This is a genomic window from Petralouisia muris (genome assembly GCF_004793545.1).
Lineage (GTDB): Bacteria > Bacillota > Clostridia > Lachnospirales > Lachnospiraceae > Petralouisia > Petralouisia muris.
The window spans coordinates 1-18,682 of sequence record NZ_SRYA01000015.1 but is presented as its reverse complement, the minus strand read 5'-3'; the positions used below and the strand labels follow the sequence as shown (position 1 = coordinate 18,682).

The following is an 18,682-nucleotide window of genomic DNA, read 5'->3' as shown; positions in this document are numbered from 1 at the left end:
CCAATCTTCCCTGGCCTTTCTTGTTTATGTTTTCTGTTTACAGCCCTCCCTCAAATTCTACCGACTTCCCGGTTCTTCCGGATTCCCTGACGGCGTCCATCAGCGCCAGCACTCTTCTGGTCTCCGGAATTTTTACCAGAAATTCCTCTTCTCCAACATAAGCCTTTCTGTAATTTTCAAAATACTGCCGATGTTTGGTATGCACTTGCGGCACCGGCTCTGTCAGGATTTTTCCTTCCGGCGGCGGCCCGAAGGAGCGTGTGGGGCCTGCTGCCGTCATAGTCCTTGTGCCGCCAACATTTTGGAGAAGCCCTGCGGTACGCACGATTTTTCCTTCCGGCTCAAATCCATCCACATAAGCGCTGCCCTGATTTCCGCCGATAAACCAATGACGTTCAAACCATTTGTCATGCATCTTATCGGTGAGGTAATAAGTGCCCAGTTCCACCTCTGCCACAATATGATTGTCAAACCGCATCAATATTTTAAAATAATCATCTACTTCAAAATTGATGACATTGCGGATATCTGCATAAATACTTGTAATCTTTGCTTCCGGCATCATCCACAAAATCTGATCCAGCAGGTGCACGCCCCAGTCATACAGCATTCCGCCGCCTTCTTTGATATATACATGCCAGTCATGCATATTTCCGTTAAATCCATACAGGCTGCTCTTGATAGTAAAAACATTCCCCAGGGTTCCCTGATCAAAAATCTCCTTTACTGTCCGGTAATCCGGATCCAGCCTGCGCTGATGGTGAACGGTAAACTTAACGCCGCACTCTTTCGTCACCTTTACCATATCGTCCAGTTCTTTCAGGCTCATAGCAACCGGCTTTTCACAGATAATGTCTTTTCCTGCCTGCGCTGCCTGAAGCACAAGCCCATGGTGCTGGTTATTATTTGCAGAAATCAGAACCACTTGAATTTCCGGATCATTGATTAACTCTTCATCTGAAGCATAACGCTTAATTCCTTCTGGAACTTCCTTTAACTGCTCTTTGTCAATGTCAGCAACGCCCACAATGCGGTAGCCTTCCAGCTCTGTCAGCATTTTTACGTGTTCATGGCCCATAAATCCATATCCGATTATTCCAATCCTGATATCTCCCATCATTCTGAAACCCTCCTTTTTTCTGACTTAAACTATTCATTCTGCATGGTTTTCAGCCTTCCCGCCAGTTCCTAAATCTCCTAAATCACAAAATTTCTGAGGTATCTGGCGCTCAAAATTACAGCTTTTTTGGCATCTTCCAAACTTTGCTCAAATGCTTTGTCCTCTACTTCAATGCAGGTGTATCCATCATAGCCGATATCCGTCAAAGCCGAGACGTATCGGCCCCAGTCCACGTCCCCAAGCCCAGGAAGCTTAGGAGACATATAGGCCAGTGGAACCGCCATCACGCCCACATCGGCAAGCTTCTCCTGATACACCTTAATGTCTTTATAATGCACATGGAAAATCTTATCTTTAAATTCATAAATGGGCCGGATATAGTCAATCTGCTGCCATACAAAATGGGAGGGGTCATAATTGATTCCAAAATTAGGGCTGTCAATTATGGCAAAAACTTTCCTCCAGTTATCCGGCGTTGTCATCAGATTCTGTCCGCCTGGCCATTCGTCCTCAGTAAACAGCATAGGGCAGTTTTCAATGGCTATCTTTACCCCTTTTTCTTCTGCATACTTTACAATTGGAGGCCATACTTCCTTCACCAATTCCAGGTTCTCGGAAACGCTTTTTTTCGGGTCCCTTCCCACAAAGGTCGTCACCATATTCACATCCAGCATGGCTGATGCGTCTATCAGCTTGTAAAGATGGCTGATATACCCTTTCCGTTTCTCCAAATCCGGGTCCATCGTGTTTGGATAATAGGCAAGGGAGGAAATTTCCACTCCTTTTTCCTGGCAGAGGTTTTTGATGCCGGCAGCTTTCTCTTCCGTCAGATTCTCTGCATCGATATGACTCACGCCGGCATACCTGCGCTGTGCGCCGCCTGCTGGCCAGCAGGCAACTTCCAGGCATTTCAAACCTTGTTTTGCTGCAAATTCTATCACTTCTTCCAATGTCATTCCATCTAAAATAGATGTAATTAAACCTAATTTCATACGATCCTTCCTTTCTCACCTGGCATCAGCAATTTTTATTCCGCATATCCTATATATGGCTTCTTTAATTCCTGTAAATTGGGGATCTGCCCCGGCCCCACAGCCTTTGTTTTAATCTCGGTGGAATGCTCCAGCTTGCCGTCCCACCGGAGCCTGGAGCGCTGCTGCTCTGCTTCGCTAAAATGCACCTGAATCCTACCATCCCGGCATTCCAGTTCTCCGTAAATCCCGCAGACCGGACATTCAATGGAAGACCTGTCTTTGGAAATGGTCAGCATGTCACAGTGGCAAACCGGACATACCCCGTCTTCCTGACCCCTCCACTTCATTCGTTCTTCCTCTTCTTCTGCGGCCAGGGCAGCGGCAATATTCTGCCCCATTTTCTTCATGCGTTCCATTTGTCTTTCATTGCCAAGCACATGCTCATACGCCATTGCGCCGTGATATTCATGCATATCAATCACATCAATTCCCATAGACATGGTAAACTCATACATGGTAGGAAGCATAAAGGACAGCCAGTTCTTCGTCATGGCGCCGCCTACGGAAAGCAGCGCGCCTACACGTTTCTTGAAGCTTCTGGCGTCCGGAAGCTGTTCCTGCGTTTTTCCTGCTGCAAGCCCCTCTTCATAAGCGGCTTTTCGAAAGGTGATGTCATGGGAAGGCCCAATGCGGTCGCATACGGTCTTAAACCTTCCGGTGGGTCCCAACACATAAGTTGGGGAACCTACAATCACTGCGTCGCATTCCATCAGCGCTTCCTCCAAAATATGAAATTCATCCTTCAGAGGACAGCCGCCTTTCCCTCTTCCTGTGGTCATGCCTACTACACAGGAGATGCATCCCGTACAGGGTTTAATATCCAAATCATCGGCATGGATAAAATGCACTTCATGTCCCGCTTTCTCGCATTCCATCAATGATGTCTTTACCATAACGTCTGTGTTTCCCATTTTCCGGCCGAAGGAAATTCCCAATACGTTCTTTTTCTTCATCTTTGTCCTCCCCCTCTATGCAATGGTCACTTCCCGTTCCCGAATTCCCTCTAATGGCACCGGAATATAGGCCGTCCGTGTGGCTACTGTCAATGTTATCTTATGGGTTCCTGCTGCAAGCCCGCCTTCCTGATCTACGCGGATGTACAGCGGTTCTCCGTATTCCCACTTATAGCTTGTCACCGTTTCCGCTTCTTTCAGCGTAAACCAGTCGGTCTGATCCACAGAAATCCTGATGAGTTCTGAGGGAACTTCTTGTCCGTCTGTGCATACTCTGATATATTCCACCATAGACAGGGGAATTCCTCTGTAATATGTGATATTAGTTTCCATTCCATATCCTGTAACCTTACCGTTTTCTATCATATTTTTACAGGTATTTTCTTTGAATACGTTATTGTCAAACATCCTATCTTCCCTCCTGTCCTTCGATTTCTTTCAGGCACTCCTTAATATAGGCGAGCTGCGCCGCTACCTGTTCTTTTTCTTTCATTTTCTCCCCTGGCAAAGTAAAGCGGTTTCCTTCATATTCTGCTGCCACATATCCGTCATAGCCTTTTTTATGAAGATACTGGAGCAGCCCTTTGTAATCCATGGAATATTCCGGCCCTTCCGGCGTCATTTCAAACAATTTGAAATGGAAATGCTTAATATACGGCATATATTCATCCAAATCTTCAAATTTATAATTTTCATAACCGTCACAGAGGGGAACAAACATCCTGTCGTGTTCTGTCTGTATGGCTTCCTCTAATTCTTTTGGATACTGATATCCGTTTTCCCGGATTTCCCGGTGAAGGTCAGAGCCTTTGTCAAAAAGGGAGTCAATATAGTCAAACACCTCTTTGCTGGTTCCGTTCTGTGTTTCATATTCCCGCACCACCCTGGGGAAACGCTTGCAGAAAATGCCGGTGTCAATGACAAGACCTACATATTGGGAATTTACCCGCTTCATTTCTTCAATAAACGCTTTTGTTTCTGGAATGTCAAAGGCCATTCCTGCATGAATTTCCAATGCAATTGCTACGTCGTACTCTTCACAGTAAGGAAGAAGCGGCTCAATCACCCAGTATGGAACCATGGACACCAATCGGATCAAATGGATGCCAAGGCGGGCAGCCTGTTTGATTTCCTCTGCCAGAAGCCCAATGCATTCTTTTCGGGTCAGCGTTCTGTTTTTATATAGGTTTGTATTTAAAAACACATCGGCAATCACTGGCGCAAGCCCTGTCTCTGCCAAAAGGCTGTTCCACTGATTCAGCGTCTCATCGGAAATATGAGGAGCGCCTTTTAACATCTGATCTGGAAGGATTTCCACCCCTTCAGCTCCCTTTTCCTTCACATAGCGCATAAGGTCCGCCAAATCCATTCTGTGATTCAAATATTCATCCTGCAGGCTGTAAAGGCTTACAGCCGGTTTAATTCTTGACATAATAATCTCCTCCTGTTACAAACGAATTTCTTTATTTTCCCTTGCGGACTTGTAAATGGTATCCAGGATTTCTGTCACCACAAACGCCTGTTCCGGTTTTACCAGCGGTTCTTTGTCCTCGATTATGGCCTCTAACCACTGCTTACATTCTTTTACCTCCGGCGATCCCCCGCTGCTTCCTTCAAAAAACGCAATTGCGCCTGTATCGGAAATATGCTCTTCCGTCAAAATTCCGCCTGTAGTCTCATTGAACACCAGATCATACCCTTCCTGGCTCATTCCGCCTATCATCTCTGCCCCTGCCTTAGTCCCGCAGAGAGTGGTGGCCGCCTCTCTGGAGTCTTTCACATTCAACGCCCATGCAGACTCCAGGAAAATGGTTGCGCCGTTTTTCATTTTGATGTAGCCAAATGCAGAATCTTCCACTTCATAGGTTTTGGGGTCCCAGGGTCCGAACATATTTCCTTCTGCAGCCTCCGGAAGATGGCCCAGCTTCTCAAATACGGAGCCTGTAATGGTCTGTGGTTCATAGTTATCCATGCACCACAGGGTAATGTCAAGGGCATGGGTTCCAATATCAATCAAAGGTCCGCCGCCCTGCTTGGATTTATCCGGGAATACGCCCCAGGTGGGAACAGCCCTTCTTCTGACTGCATGGGCTTTTGCAAAATAAATTTCTCCAAGCTTGCCTTCCTCGCACGCCCGTTTCAGCGCCTGTGCATCGGTGCGGAACCGGTTCTGGTATCCAATGGTAAACTTCTTTCCTGATTTTCTCCAGGCTTCCATCATTTTCTGTGCATCCTCTGTGGTTGCTGCCATGGGCTTTTCGCACATTACATGCTTGCCTGCTTCAAAAGCCGCTACCGTAATGGGGCAATGGGCCACATTGGGGGTGCATACGTGCACCACATCAATCTCTTTATTCTTCAGAAGTTCCTGGTAATCAGCATATACTTTCGCATCCTCTGCACCGTATTCCTCTGCCGCCTTCTTTGCCCGCTCTATCTGAATGTCACAGAATGCAATTATCTCACATTTATCTGCCTGGGACTTCAATGCCGGAAAGTGCTTCTGATTTGCGATTCCGCCGCATCCAACAACTGCTACCTGTAATTTTCCATTTTTCATGATTAATTCCTCCTGTTTTTTCCATTTGTTTCATAATTTATCGTATATATTGCTTTTTGGCTCTCCGCCGCTCTTATCTTTTTATCTTTCCTTTGGAACAACTATATCTGGCTTTTTATGCTCCGGCCTCACCATTCCTGCTTGCTGCTTTTTCTTTTAACTGCCTGCGGATATCCTCCGCATCCTTATCTGTGATATTCCATAACAGACATGCTGCCGCTGCCAGGAAAAACAGGATGGCAGGAATCAGATTAACCACAATATTGATGCCCTTTAACGCTCCGGCCGTCTGCTCTGCATTTGCCACATAACCGAAAGCCCCAAGAAGGAGCACTCCCACCGCTCCGCCTACGGCGTTACCAAATTTAGTTGCCAGACCGTAAGTTGCATAAGCTGTGCCATCGGTCCGAAGCCCTGTTTTCAGCTCCATATAATCTACGGAATCCGCCACCATGGAAAGAGTCATGGGAAATCCCACATTGAACAGTCCAAAAATCCAACATCCTGCCAGCACCATCGTTATATTGTCAAAAGGCGCAAGGTAAATCACCAAAAGTCCAATCCCCTGAATTACCATGGAACCCATCAGCACATTCCGTTTTCCAATTTTTTTCGCTGCGATTGGCACAAACAGGGAACCGATTATGCCGCCGATGGAAGGAATTGTCATAATCAGCGCAATCATGGTAAAAGAACCCAGGCAATAAATCACATAAAAGGATGTAACGGCAATCCGTCCCATAAACGCCGTCATCTGGATCGCCATCACCAGCGTCACAATCATCAGGTATTTATTCTTTACCAGACTGCCGAACGTTTCTTTAAAAGAAAATGGCTTTACTTTTTCTGTCGGCTGCACATTTTCTCTGGCGGTAAAGAATACAATCAGGAACAGTGGAACCGAGATCAGTCCGTAAACTATTGCTGTCATCATGTAGCCCTTTCCATTTGCCACCTCTGCCCCTGCCCCGGAAAATTTCAGCATCAAACCTGCAGAACAGGCATTTACAATCACCATACCCAGGTTCATGCCGATATTTCTGGAAGTATTAATCTGGTTTCTCTGGTTGGCGTCCTCCGTCATCACTCCTGCCAAAGCTGCATAAGGAATATTGGTAAGTGTATAGAGCATGCCTGCCACAATGTATGTAACTGCCGCCCAGATCACTCCTGCCGATGAACCGCCTTGAAAGGGACTGGTAAAAGTCAGAACCCCGAATATTGCCAGAAACGGGCATCCGAATGCAATATAGGGGCGGAACCTTCCAAACTTGGAACGGGTCCGTTCTGCAATAGCCCCCATCATCGGGTCGTTGACTGCATCCCACACCCGAGCCGCCATCATAATGGCAGATACAGCAATGGGCGCAAGCCCTACCACGTCTGTGTAGAAAATCGTCAGGTAAGAACCTACAAAGGTCCAGACAAACTGTGACGCCAAATCCCCGAATCCGTAGCAGATTACGGCCGCTTTTGAAGCTGTTTTCTTTTGATTCATTTTTCTCGCCTTTCTTTTCTCAAATGATTAAACTCTGGCACTGCCGGCCGCCAAAGTTCTGAGATATCTCTTTTGCATGGTCTTATTATAAGTTCTTCTGAATCTTTTTACTTCCCATCAAGCGGCAGGATTTCTGCCATTATTTTCATCCTTTCCGACAACAAAAAGGGAAATGCAACAATTGTATAGCAATTGTTGCATTTCCCTTTTACGTTCCGTCTCAGACAGGATAAATATGCAGAAATACAATCTCATGGGCGGACAGCGTTTCTTCTATCTGAAGCTCTCCCTCTGCCACTTCTGTTTTTTTCATATACAGACGGGGAACGCTGAGCTGGCGGATATATTTTACCTCCGGACTGCCCAGGTCATTGTCATACCCAAACTTTCCCCATTCTGCAAGAAGGCTCCCTTCTTCCGGACTGACCGTCCGTTTTTTCACCACATATCTGCCTGGCTGGACTCCCTGGAGGATAATCTTAAGTTCCAGCGGATTGCTGTCTCCAAAAAGATTTGCCACTTCTCCCGGATTCTCTATATTTTCCTGTTTCATGAAATACCCTTCCCCAGGCTGCCTGAAATTCGTGCCGAGAATATAATATTCCTGCTGTCCATTACTGGCTACAATGTAATTCTTCCCCTTTGCCAGAAGCTTTCCGCCAAGCTGGTTTAAAAACAGCAGGGCATAATATACGGGCTTGCAGACGGTATCCTTGGTCAGCAGGCCGTTTCCCCCGTTTGCCACGCCCCGGACATCGAAATAATTGCTTACCCAGTCAGAAGCCATCCAAACATTAATCATATCTGCCTGCCCCCACATCTCTATCAGCTTATTAATCAGATAATTTCCCCGGTAACAGCTGTCATTCAGGTAATTTCTGCTGGAAAGAGTGCCGTTCCATTCGGAAACGTACACCCTGCTGCTGATTCCCGCCTGCGCCATTATTTCATGGATTTCCTTCAACTCTTCTGTTTCATAATCCTCCTTTGATATGCGCAGCCTTGAAATTCCATTTTCTTTCTCCTTCGTCAAATACGGAAACATCAATACCGAAACAAAATCCGGGATGCATCCGCTTTCCCTGCAGCGTTCCAAAAAATCTTTGATCCGCTCCGGCTTATAATTAGTGATTGCTTCTGGCCCGCCAACCTGTGCCCCCGGCAGAAGCTTTTTCACTTCCCGGTAAAGGAACTGATAGGTATCAAAGTAATCATAATCTTCGGATTCATAATACTTTTTCTCATGAACCGGATCATAGCCTGACTCAAAAATCCATTGTTCCACATATTCTTTCCCATAGCGGCTTATGACGTGATGCAAAAACGCCCGCACCGTTGCTTCCCACGCCTCTTGGGAATGGAACAAAATAGACTCATCTTCAAAATACACTACTTCCACGGCTGTTCTGACCGCAGTTTCCGGCTTAATTCCCATATCAAGAAAGGGACAGAGGTGATATTTCCTGAGAAAGTCAAACACAATATCCAGTTTATCAAAACTATAATTGCCTGTATGGATTCCGTCTGTCAATTTCATCTGTTTGGAAAACAGATTCCAAATGCGCACATACCGGAAACCAAGATTTTCTGCAAGAAACGTAATATGATACTGGATATTTGCCATCAGCACGGAAGCCGCCGCCCCAACATTGATGGTTGTTTCCCATACTTTCCGGTAATCTTCTCCGGACTCTGTGTCCGCATAAACGGTAAGATTATGGTTTCCGGCAGGCGTTTCAGAGATAAATTCCTCCTGCAGTTCCTTCTGAAGCCGCTGCTTCAAATCCTGCTGCCCGCTATCTGCAGGAGCCAGGGCCTTCTGCTCTCTTTTACGGTATTCCGATGGCGACGCCCCATAAGTTTCCCGAAATGCCCGGTTGAATCCGGAAAGATTGGTAAATCCGCTCTCTACGGCAATCTTTGTAATATTATCACTGGAAAATGCCAGTTCCTGACAGGCATGGCGAAGGCGCATCTGCTTTACATAATCGGCAAAATAGGTTCCTGTTTTTTTCTTAAACAGCCTGGACAGCGTGGAAACCGACATATACATCTGCTCTGCCAGTTCCGAAAGGCCAATGGTTCCCTGATAATTCCGGCTGATATACTGCAGTGCATATTGCAGGCGCATATCCTCTTCTGAAATCTGATAATTGCCCGTACCTCCTGTTTCCTTCACCAGAAAATGGCTGTTCAGCTCTCCCAACAGACGGTACAAGAGGCTTCTCTGGCTGCACAGGCTTTCCCTGGCCCCGTCCACTTCATCCAGAATAAGGCTGCGGAAAATCTGCCGCATCCTGTCATATGCAGGGCCGCTGTCATTTACGCTGTTACAGTGAAAATAAAGGTTTTCACCGTCTGCCATTTCTGCAACCAGCCTGGGAGAATACCAAACAGAACAAAGGATTGCATGTTCCCGGCAGGACAGAGAATGCTCAATCCCGGAGTTTACCAGAATGAAATCATTCCTGCCAAGATGGTATTCCCATTCCCGGATCGTTACGGCTGCATCCCCTTCAATAACGTAAATCACTTCCATGTCCGGATGAAAATGCATGTGTTCTTCTGTATCCCTGAAAAGCTGTAATGTCATCTCCTGGTTCATTTCGGTCTCCTAAATCAATGATTTGCCAAATGCCGTTTCATTTTTATCTTAACGCCAGATATCCAGCCCTGCAATAAAAATTAATCTCTATCTGAACTATTTCATGCGTTTTATTACTCCAGCGGTTAAATGTCAACAAAACTCAAGCAAGTAAAAACATTGATATTTAACCCCCGAGCGATTCCGAGATGATTCGCATCGGGGCATCGTCTTTAAGGGCAAACGGCACACTATATCTTCAAATCCAAATTTGCACCAACCTGCGGATTTCCATTACCAGACCGCCCATCCCACATAAGGGTTTTGAGGAAACCCTTTTGAAACGGATAGAGGAATACCGAAGAAATTATTTTCTTTGGGTAGAATACTTTACCCTGCCGACCACCAATAATCTTTCAGAAAGGGGGCTGCGTGGAATAAAATCCCATATGAAAATATCTGGACAGTTTGAATCAGAAAAAGCGGCACAGAACTTTGCCAGGATAAAGACTTATATTGAAACATGCCGCAGAAATAACATAAATGAGATCCATGCGCTGCAGCGTCTTTGTGAAGGAACTCCATATACTGTAGAGGAAATATTCATACATAAATCAGCATAAAATATCAATCTGACAAAAAAGCGGGCAAACAATCACTGTCCACCCGCTTTTTTTGACATGCCAATAAATTGGCTGTGAATAGTAACAATGCTGATACAACAATGAAAAAAGAAGCCATTGACAAAGCAACATCCGATATAAATCCGTTATATTCAACTGAATACGACATTAATTGGAAAGATGATGAAGAACTTTTGAAGCGGCTCTACTGCTTAAAGTAAGACAATAATTATCCCGACTTTTTGACACAGATTCCTTATAAATGTAACTTTAGACTGGATATTTCGGAATAATGAAAAAGTCGGAATAACACCACTGTACATACCGTTCGGTATACAGCGGTTCAATAGTTTTCACGATACTTTCAGATAATAGTCAAGCATAGAGATATAGCCCCGCTTGGCTATTATTTTATTGGTGAGGGCTACGCTTAATATCTGCGCTGTCCTCCAGTAACCCTTCCGGCTGTTGGCTATCTGATGCACCTGCCATTCTTCAAGCTTTAATACTCTTAGGTTTCGGTACCTCGTACTTCGCTAGTTTCTGTCTTCGGTAGTCATTACTCCACCCTTTGTTTTTCTGAGTTATCTCTCTTATCCTGCCTTTCATCTTTTTGGCACTCTTGGGGTGTACCCGGAATCTGCACTTCCCTCTGCTCCTGTAAAATGCATACCCCAGATATTTTATCCTGCTGACGTGAGTTACTGTTGTCTTGGCTCGGTTTACTTTCAGGAATAATTCTCCCTCTATGAATAGAATGATGTTCGCAAGCGTCCTCCCCGTACTCTTTCTGCTCTTGCAGAATATCAGCGCGTTGTCTGCGACCTCACGAACCGGTGGCATTCCAGTTCTTTGTCCAGTTCATTTAACATCACATTTCCGCATACCGGACTTACTGGCCCTCTCTGCGGCACTCCTTCTTCCGTTTTCTCGAAGAATCCGTTCTGCAATACTCCTGCATTCAGGTATTTGTGTATCAGCGATATTACACGTCCGTCCTTGATTGTCCGTGACAGCACCTCTATTAATTTGCTGTGGTTCACCTTGTCAAAGAACTTCTCTAAATCCATGCTCACCACATACACGTACCCTTCGTCTACATTCCTCTTGCAGGCTTTTAGTGCGTCATGCTGGCTCCTCCCCGGTCTGAACCCATAGCTGTTCTCCAAAAACTGTGGTTCAAACAGCGGCGTCAGTTCCTAGGCTTTGTTTGATTTTACCTTCTTATATACCTTGTTTAGGTTGTCTTTCCGTAAAATCACTTCCAGTAGATTGTCCGTCCACAAGTCCATGATGATGTCGTTGTTTTCAGTAATCCGCTGGTAGACGGACACTTCTGCATACTCTCCCTGTTCCGCAGTTTCCATTTGCAGATAGTCTTCCATATGAAGTTGTCTGTCCTTAAACCCATCTTTGGTTACATTCATTTACTCACATCTCCTAAAGTTCAGCCCTCTTTCTCTTATACTCGCTCTATAAATACTAAATACAGTCCCGTGCAGTTATTGGACTTCGATTTGTCATGCAATCTTATCCCTGCATTTAGCCTCGAATGCAGTAAGCCAAAGTTTTGCCTAATCCTTTCTTCAGATTCCACCTCACTGTGGACTCCCTTGGCTTCGGCTGTATCCTTCCCACTGCCGGGCGGATTGGGGACTTTCACCCGTTAGAACGTGTGCCCATCGGGCACACATGAAAGAAAGCCAGCAGATAGAATTAAGTCTGCCGGCTTTCTTATCTCCTATATTTCAGCTCATCGAAATTCTACAGTCTCCATATAGTATTTTGTTATTAATTATTCTCTTAGCGCTCACTCCTTATCATACAGGCCAAACAGATTCAAAAATTTCTGCCACATATTCAAAGTCTTTGCTTCCACGGCATTGTCTTCTTCTATCTCTTCTGTATGAATTCCATCTGTTTTAATCACAAATTGCACCTTATCTATATTTGTATTTTTATCTGACACAAAAGATACGACTTCCAGATCACCTCCGGTAACAGTTTCCAGCAATTCGTCAATTTTATCTGTAATCTCTGAATCCATGCCATCAGTTTCTTCCCGCATTTCGGAGGTTCCGTCTTTCAACTTTCCTGCACCGTCATAAAGCTGCGCTATGCCGGAAATCAATTCTGCAACCCCTTCATCTAAAGTGCCTGTTCCGTCCTTTAAAGTGCCTGTTCCATTGTATATTTCCACAATACCAGAAAGCAGTTCTCCTGTTCCGCTGTATAAACTATCACTTCCGTTTTTTAATGCGCCGCTCCCAGAAACAAGTTTGGAAGCTCCGTCAGTAATCTGCGAATAACTTGCAACAATTTTTGCAACCGCATCTGTATATCCTCTAATTCCTCTGTCTAGCTTTTCATACTCTGTTACCAATGTATTTACCACTGTGGAAAGTTCCGACATCTGGTATGCCAGACCTCCGATTTTATTTACCAATTCTCCAATTTTGCTGTCAAAGGCTCCGTAATTCGCTTGTAAAGCTGTTGCGCCCTGCAGTAATGCAGACAAGTTAGAATTGAGCGCTGATAGATAACTTTCAGTTCCTCCTATGCTTGCATTATTAGCGCCAAGCAATGCAATAATATCTGACAGGCTCCCAAGCTGCGCTTCCAAGTCTCCGGTATCCATCCCTGCATTTTTCAAAGTTTCAATCTGGGAGGACAGACTGCTGATCAGTCCTTGTAAATTTCCGATTGCTGACTCGTTTTTCTGGCGAAGTCCATCAATATCTAACCCATTCTGCAGCATGGCCGCTTTATAAGCGCTAAAACTTATATTATCTTGTAGTGAAGTGATTCCTGAAACAAGATCATCAATTCCACTCTTTATCGCAGAAGATGCGTCTGTCAATGCGGTTAAATCTTCACTTGTTACAGATATGCCGCTTAATGCTTCCTGCAGTTTCCCAAGCGCTGTTCGAAAAGAAGAAGAGCCATTTACAAGTTCTTGCGACTGTCCATTTAAAGCATTCAGCGCTTCCTGCATTTGCCCTATTCCGCTATTCAAAGAATGAATTCCTTCATCTAACTCGTTTACTCCATTTTGCAGTTCTGCGGCTCCGCTTTGCAGGCTGTTCCCACCGTCTTTTAACGCATAGGCCCCATCCTGTAGTTTGGAAGCTCCATCTGTCAGGTCATGTACCCCATCTTTTAACTCAGTCTCTGCTCCATCCTGCAGCTTGGAAACGCCATCCTGCAATTCTCCTGCCCCATCATCTAATTTCCCGATTGCATCCAGCAGTTCTGTAACCTGATCCATCAGTTCATCATCATCCACTTCTATATTAAGGTTTAATGGGATTCCATTGATGGATATTCCACCCAGCTCAAAATCTGTCACATCTGCCGTAATTTCAATATCTGCCCCTTTGCCGGGTAAAATCGTATAAGTGAGCTGTTTATCGCTCCCTACATTGGCAATAGTAGCATCCCCTGCGACAATATTTTTACACTTGTCAGTATCCAGCGATAAAGACGCCTGCAATGCATAACTTTCATAGAAGTTCCCCCGGCATTTTTCATTTTTTTCAATCTGGAGTTTCATTTTCATTGCACCGCTCATGCCTGCAATTTCTTCTCCGGAATAAGGTTTTCCATCCATATAATATTGAATCTTAATATCCCAGGGCATAACTACACTGTCAAGTTTCCCCTCATAATAAAGTTTCTCCGCAGACGTATGGATTGTCACTGTATTACCCGAATAATCCGCCTCATCCGTGGTAGTCATATTTCTTATATTCTGATATTTTCCATAATCAACAACTTTTCCGCTTTCTACATTGAAAATATTGACCACATTGATTTCCTTTGCAGAGCCGCCATTATCCAAATTTACATACACTACTTCTTCTTTCTGTGAATTTGCTTCAGAAGCTGACGCAAAAACTGGCAAAACAGCAGTTGCAGCTATGGCTGCCGCCAGTAAGGCTGCCAAAATTTTTTTTAATTTAGAACAGTTCATTTTACATTACCTCCTTAATAATGCCGGTCTATGTCTGCGCTTTAAAGCCGCCGGCTTATGTTCCCTGCTTTTTTTCGGTGTTCTTGTAATCAGTTTATCAAACAAAAATAACAATCCCGGAAGAATCAGAAGCACAATCATCAACGAAAAAATCGCGCCACGTCCTACAAAAATGCCAAGCTGTGCCAATAATTGATTGGTTGATATATAGCCCAACAGTAACCCTACTGCTGTAAGCACAATACCAGATGTCAGGATCGAAACTGTCACATCTGAAATCGTGTGCCATACAGCCTCTTTCTTTTGAAACGTCTGCCTGTTTTCTTTATACCTGTCTGTCATAAGAATTGCATAATCTACCGTGGCTCCTAATTGAATAGAGCTGATGATAAGATATGCAATATAGAAAATTGTCTGATTCATAAAATACGGGCAGGAAAGATTCAGCCAGATAGCCGTTTCTATGCTCAATACCAGAATAACAGGCAAAGAGATCGATTTCATCGTCAAAAGAAGCACGATGAAAACAGCAGCAATCGCGGCTAAATTTACTTTCACCATATCCACCGTTACCGTATCCATTAAGTCATAAGTGCTTACGCCCTCTCCTGCAAGATACCACGTCCCAGGATAACAGGATTCAGCAATCTCCCTGATTGTTTCAACCAATTCAAACGTTTCCTCACCTTCATAATGGGCGTCTACGGAAAGCACCATACGGCTGTAGTCATCACTCATCAGCATTGCCAGTGTGTCTTCATCCAGATATTCCAGGGGGATTTCTGCGCCTGCCATATCAACATAAGATATAATACTTGTTATTTCAGGCAGCTCATGCAATTCGTCTGAAAGTTTTGTTTCCGTAGCTGTATCTCCACATGGAACCAGCAATACATAAGTATCACGCTGTCCAAACACTTCTTCAATCGAAGCAATATCTTTGCCTAACTGTGTTTCTTCATTAAAAATATTTGATGAGCCATAATAATACTCGTTTGCATTAGAAGCCAGATAAGCGGGCGCAATGATAATGGCAAATACGCAGACCAAAGGAACTGCGATACGGTTTACTGCTTTCCCAAATCTTTGGAATCCAGGCATAAACATCTGGTGTTTTGTCCTGTCTAAAATCTTGAAAGCCATGAGTATCAAGGAAGGCATAAAAATGAAAACTGTGATAAGACTGACTGCTATTCCTTTTGCCAAAGCCAGACCCAAATCAGGCCCGATTTTAAACTGCATCAATACCAACGCAAGAAAACCGATCACTGTTGTAAGGCCGCTGGACAAAATAGAAGTCGTGGACTTGCACAGCGCATCCACCATTGCTATCTGCTCGTCTGGCTGCTCCTTCCGGCATTCCTCAAAACGATGGATTAAAAATACAGAATAGTCCAGTGAAACCGCAAGCTGCAAAATACTCCCTGCTGCATTTGTCACAAAAGAGATCTCGCCAAACATCATATTTGTTCCGCCATTGATTAAGATTGCAATCCCCAAACCAATCAAAATAATCAGCGGTTCTGCCCATGAGGTAGTAGTCAGTATTAGTACAATAAGCACAAACAACACTGCAATCACTGTAATTTTCCTGATTTCTGAAACGGTATTTGTTGTGGCTGTAGCTGTTGAAACAGCGCTTCCAGACATCGCATTTTCATCGCCTATGATTTCCCTTATATCGGATACGGCGCTGATTCGTTTTTCTTCTTCTAATACTTCCGGAATTGATACATTAAAAGAATTAATGCGTCATAAACCTTTTTCAAAAATCACGGTAAAAGAAATCATTCAAAATTGCGGCGTAAACCGCAATACCTTCTATTACCATTTTGATGACATATACACCCTGTTGCGGTGGATGTTAACAGAAGAAGCCATTGATATTGTAAGGCAATTCAACTTATTAGTGGATTATGAAGATGCAATCCGATTTATTATGAATTATATTGACGAAAACGATTATATTATCAACTGTGCCTATGATGCCATTGGACGGGATGAAATGAAGCGTTTCTTTTATTCAGATTTTATAGACATTATATCTACAATTATCAATGAAGCTGACAAGACCAGAGAAAAACATCTCGATCCAGAGTTTAAAAATTTCCTTGCAAATTTTTATACAGAAGCGCTTGCAGGAACCTTGCTTGATTGGGCAAAAGAAAAAGCTGGAAGAAACAAAGAAAAAACGATATTGTATCTAAAAACGATTCTCCAAACCTGCTTGAGCCACTTTGACATTAATTAACATGTCAAAGTGGCTTATATTTTACTGAAGATTTTTTTCAAATTCCTTTATCTTTTTTTCACTATAAGTCTTTTGATATTCTTCATTTAGAAATGCATTTAGTATAATATCTCTGAACTCCTTCCAGCTTTCTATTTCTTTTCCTGCCAAAATTGAATAAAAACACACTCCTCTTTTGAACCCATTTCCTGTGTCATGAAATAATCTACATAATCCATAAGTCCGCATCTATGCCATTCTTCTTCAACTGCTTTAGAATTTGCGCTGGAAACCACTGCGGTATCGGCAAATTTAGAAGCTTCTGAAAGAGCTTCTTTTACGCCATCGAATGCCGTTTTTTCTTTTTCCTCCAAACCTTCAATTTCCCTATTTACCATACGGCTCCAATCCAGAACCTTTTCAAATATTCCCTGAGACTGGTAAAAAAGACCGGCATTTGAATTTTTATATGCTTCGATCGTTTCCTCCAAAGCAGCTTCCGAAAAAATTTTTGTATAGCTGCACCATTCAGAATATACGTCAATCCCCTCTATTTTCTTGTATCTATTGTCTTTTTCTGTAAGAATACGCTGTAATCCGCAAAACCGATTAATTCCCCTAATCACCACCCCCACTTCAAGGAGGCCGCTGAAAAAGTAGATACCACCGCTTATATTTGGTATAATGTAATTATCAAATACAGGCGGTGGTATCATGATTGAACAACAGCAAAAGTTATTATTAAGTCCCTATATGGAAATATACGAGTTAGTCATTCCCAAAGACAACCTGCTCCGGCAGATTAAAGAATTGGTAGATTTTGGATTTATTTATGAAGAGCTTATTGATAAATACTGTCTTGATAATGGACGCAATGCAATCTCGCCTGTCAGGATGTTCAAATATCTGCTTCTGAAATCCATTTATGAATTATCTGACATTGACGTTGCAGAACGCTCCAAATATGATATGTCCTTCAAATACTTTCTTGATATGGCACCAGAAGAAGCAGTAATTAATCCAAGTTCTCTGACAAAATTCCGTAAGCTGCGCCTAAAAGATATGAACCTGTTAGATATGCTGATTGGAAAAACAGTTCAAATTGCATTAGAAAAAGGCATTATAAAATCAAAATCCATTATTGTGGATGCAACCCATACAAAATCAAGGCACAACCAGAAAACACCAAGGCAGGCGCTTCTGGAGCAGTCAAAGAAACTGCGGCGCGCTGTTTATGAAATAGATGAATCAATGAAAGAACTGTTTCCAGCTAAAAACACAGAAGCAAAGACAGGGCATAAAACGGCAGATACCGCTTTCTTTGGATACAAAACACATATGGCAATGAGTGAGGAACGCATCATTACAGCAGCCACAGTTACCAACGGAGAAAAGACAGATGGGAAAGAACTGCCGAAACTAATTCAAAAAAGCAGGGAAGCCGGAATGGAAGTGAAAACAGTAATTGGAGATAAAGCCTATTCCGAGCAGCAAAATATCGAAGCGGCACAAGATGGCGGCTATGAACTGATTTCCAGATTAAACAGCGTAATTACGCAGGGAAAGCGGACAAAAGAGGATGAATTTGAATTTAATAAAGACGCAGGAATGTATCAGTGTAAGGCAGGGCATCTGGCAGTCCGTAAATATCTGGACAGGCGTGAAAAAGAAAAGAAGAATAAGAATCCGCGCATGATTTATTTTTTTGATATCGAAAAGTGCAAATACTGCCCATACAGGGACGGATGTTATAAGGAAGGGGCGAAAAAGAAAACATACAGTGAAACCCTAAAAAGCGATGCCCACAGTAAACAGGCAGAGTTTCAGGAGACAGAACACTTCAAAGAAAAAATGAAGGAGCGTTATAAGATAGCGGCAAAGAACAGCGAGTTAAAGCACAGGCATGGTTATGACACGGCGTCATCATCAGGCCTCATTAACATGGAGATACAGGGAGCGATGGCTATATTTGCAGTAAACCTAAAGCGGATCATTATCCTGATAAATGAAAAATAAGAGAATAAAATCTCTTGAAATAAAGGAAATCTTTATCTGAATCACAAAAAATCCATCAGTCCATTCAAAACTGGTGGATTTTTTGCGTGCA

The 18,682-nt window shown here is 43.6% G+C and carries 17 protein-coding genes; 3 read left to right on the top strand and 14 right to left on the bottom strand.

The features are described 5' to 3' along the window. Positions 1-37 precede the first annotated feature (37 nt). The 8 genes from E5329_RS09060 to E5329_RS09025 all read right to left on the bottom strand — a co-directional run bounded on the left by E5329_RS09060 (position 38) and on the right by E5329_RS09025 (position 9,770). Positions 38-1,120: a Gfo/Idh/MocA family protein gene (locus E5329_RS09060; protein WP_135989249.1), complete on the bottom strand. Its 1,083-nt coding sequence runs from the start codon at positions 1,118-1,120 to the stop codon at positions 38-40. Positions 1,121-1,197: 77 nt separating this feature from the next. After that, positions 1,198-2,112, bottom strand: a complete 915-nt coding sequence (locus E5329_RS09055) for a sugar phosphate isomerase/epimerase family protein (RefSeq protein WP_135989248.1) — start codon at positions 2,110-2,112, stop codon at positions 1,198-1,200. Between the two features lie 35 nt (positions 2,113-2,147). After that, positions 2,148-3,107: a flavodoxin family protein gene (locus E5329_RS09050; protein ID WP_135989247.1), complete on the bottom strand. Its 960-nt coding sequence runs from the start codon at positions 3,105-3,107 to the stop codon at positions 2,148-2,150. A gap of 15 nt (positions 3,108-3,122) precedes the next feature. After that, positions 3,123-3,515: a C-glycoside deglycosidase beta subunit domain-containing protein gene (locus E5329_RS09045; RefSeq protein WP_135989246.1), complete on the bottom strand. Its 393-nt coding sequence runs from the start codon at positions 3,513-3,515 to the stop codon at positions 3,123-3,125. A 1-nt stretch (position 3,516) separates the two neighbouring features. Further along, positions 3,517-4,539, bottom strand: a complete 1,023-nt coding sequence (locus E5329_RS09040) for a sugar phosphate isomerase/epimerase family protein (protein WP_135989245.1) — start codon at positions 4,537-4,539, stop codon at positions 3,517-3,519. A gap of 15 nt (positions 4,540-4,554) precedes the next feature. Continuing rightward, positions 4,555-5,667, bottom strand: a complete 1,113-nt coding sequence (locus tag E5329_RS09035; RefSeq protein WP_135989244.1) for a Gfo/Idh/MocA family protein — start codon at positions 5,665-5,667, stop codon at positions 4,555-4,557. 115 nt (positions 5,668-5,782) lie between these two features. Beyond that, entirely contained in the window at positions 5,783-7,165 is a 1,383-nt protein-coding gene (locus E5329_RS09030) for an MFS transporter (protein WP_135989243.1), read from the bottom strand. A gap of 220 nt (positions 7,166-7,385) precedes the next feature. Continuing rightward, positions 7,386-9,770 (bottom strand): GH39 family glycosyl hydrolase, encoded by a 2,385-nt coding sequence (locus E5329_RS09025; protein WP_135989242.1) that lies wholly within the window; start codon positions 9,768-9,770, stop codon positions 7,386-7,388. Positions 9,771-10,087: 317 nt separating this feature from the next. Between E5329_RS09025 and E5329_RS09020 the strand changes: the two genes are divergently transcribed. Further along, a complete protein-coding gene (locus E5329_RS09020; protein WP_168356564.1) occupies positions 10,088-10,372 on the top strand; it encodes a transposase in 285 nt (94 codons plus the stop codon). A 353-nt stretch (positions 10,373-10,725) separates the two neighbouring features. Here E5329_RS09020 and E5329_RS31630 read toward each other — a convergent pair whose 3' ends face one another. From E5329_RS31630 to E5329_RS09005, 5 genes are all read right to left on the bottom strand, one after another. Then, positions 10,726-10,857: a hypothetical protein gene (locus tag E5329_RS31630; RefSeq protein ID WP_330572049.1), complete on the bottom strand. Its 132-nt coding sequence runs from the start codon at positions 10,855-10,857 to the stop codon at positions 10,726-10,728. A gap of 321 nt (positions 10,858-11,178) precedes the next feature. Then, entirely contained in the window at positions 11,179-11,541 is a 363-nt protein-coding gene (locus E5329_RS31625; RefSeq protein ID WP_334295740.1) for a reverse transcriptase domain-containing protein, read from the bottom strand. Positions 11,542-11,571: 30 nt separating this feature from the next. Continuing rightward, on the bottom strand, positions 11,572-11,799 hold the full coding sequence (locus E5329_RS31620; protein ID WP_330572048.1) for a hypothetical protein: 228 nt from the start codon (positions 11,797-11,799) through the stop codon (positions 11,572-11,574). Positions 11,800-12,182: 383 nt separating this feature from the next. Then, positions 12,183-14,345 carry a YhgE/Pip domain-containing protein gene (locus E5329_RS09010; protein WP_135989240.1) on the bottom strand — a complete coding sequence of 721 codons (2,163 nt, stop codon included), beginning with the start codon at positions 14,343-14,345 and terminating at the stop codon, positions 12,183-12,185. Positions 14,346-14,351: 6 nt separating this feature from the next. Continuing rightward, positions 14,352-16,013 (bottom strand): efflux RND transporter permease subunit, encoded by a 1,662-nt coding sequence (locus E5329_RS09005; RefSeq protein WP_275443141.1) that lies wholly within the window; start codon positions 16,011-16,013, stop codon positions 14,352-14,354. Between E5329_RS09005 and E5329_RS09000 the strand changes: the two genes are divergently transcribed. Continuing rightward, the gene (locus E5329_RS09000; RefSeq protein ID WP_275443135.1) at positions 15,961-16,596 is read left to right on the top strand and encodes a TetR/AcrR family transcriptional regulator C-terminal domain-containing protein; all 636 of its coding nucleotides are present in this window, start codon (positions 15,961-15,963) and stop codon (positions 16,594-16,596) included. The genes E5329_RS09005 and E5329_RS09000 overlap by 53 nt on opposite strands. Before the next feature lie 131 nt (positions 16,597-16,727). Here E5329_RS09000 and E5329_RS08995 read toward each other — a convergent pair whose 3' ends face one another. After that, the gene (locus tag E5329_RS08995) at positions 16,728-17,201 is read right to left on the bottom strand and encodes an HAD hydrolase-like protein (protein ID WP_168356563.1); all 474 of its coding nucleotides are present in this window, start codon (positions 17,199-17,201) and stop codon (positions 16,728-16,730) included. Positions 17,202-17,289: 88 nt separating this feature from the next. Between E5329_RS08995 and E5329_RS08990 the strand changes: the two genes are divergently transcribed. After that, positions 17,290-18,591: a transposase gene (locus tag E5329_RS08990; RefSeq protein WP_135989238.1), complete on the top strand. Its 1,302-nt coding sequence runs from the start codon at positions 17,290-17,292 to the stop codon at positions 18,589-18,591. The last annotated feature ends 91 nt before the right edge of the window (positions 18,592-18,682 follow it).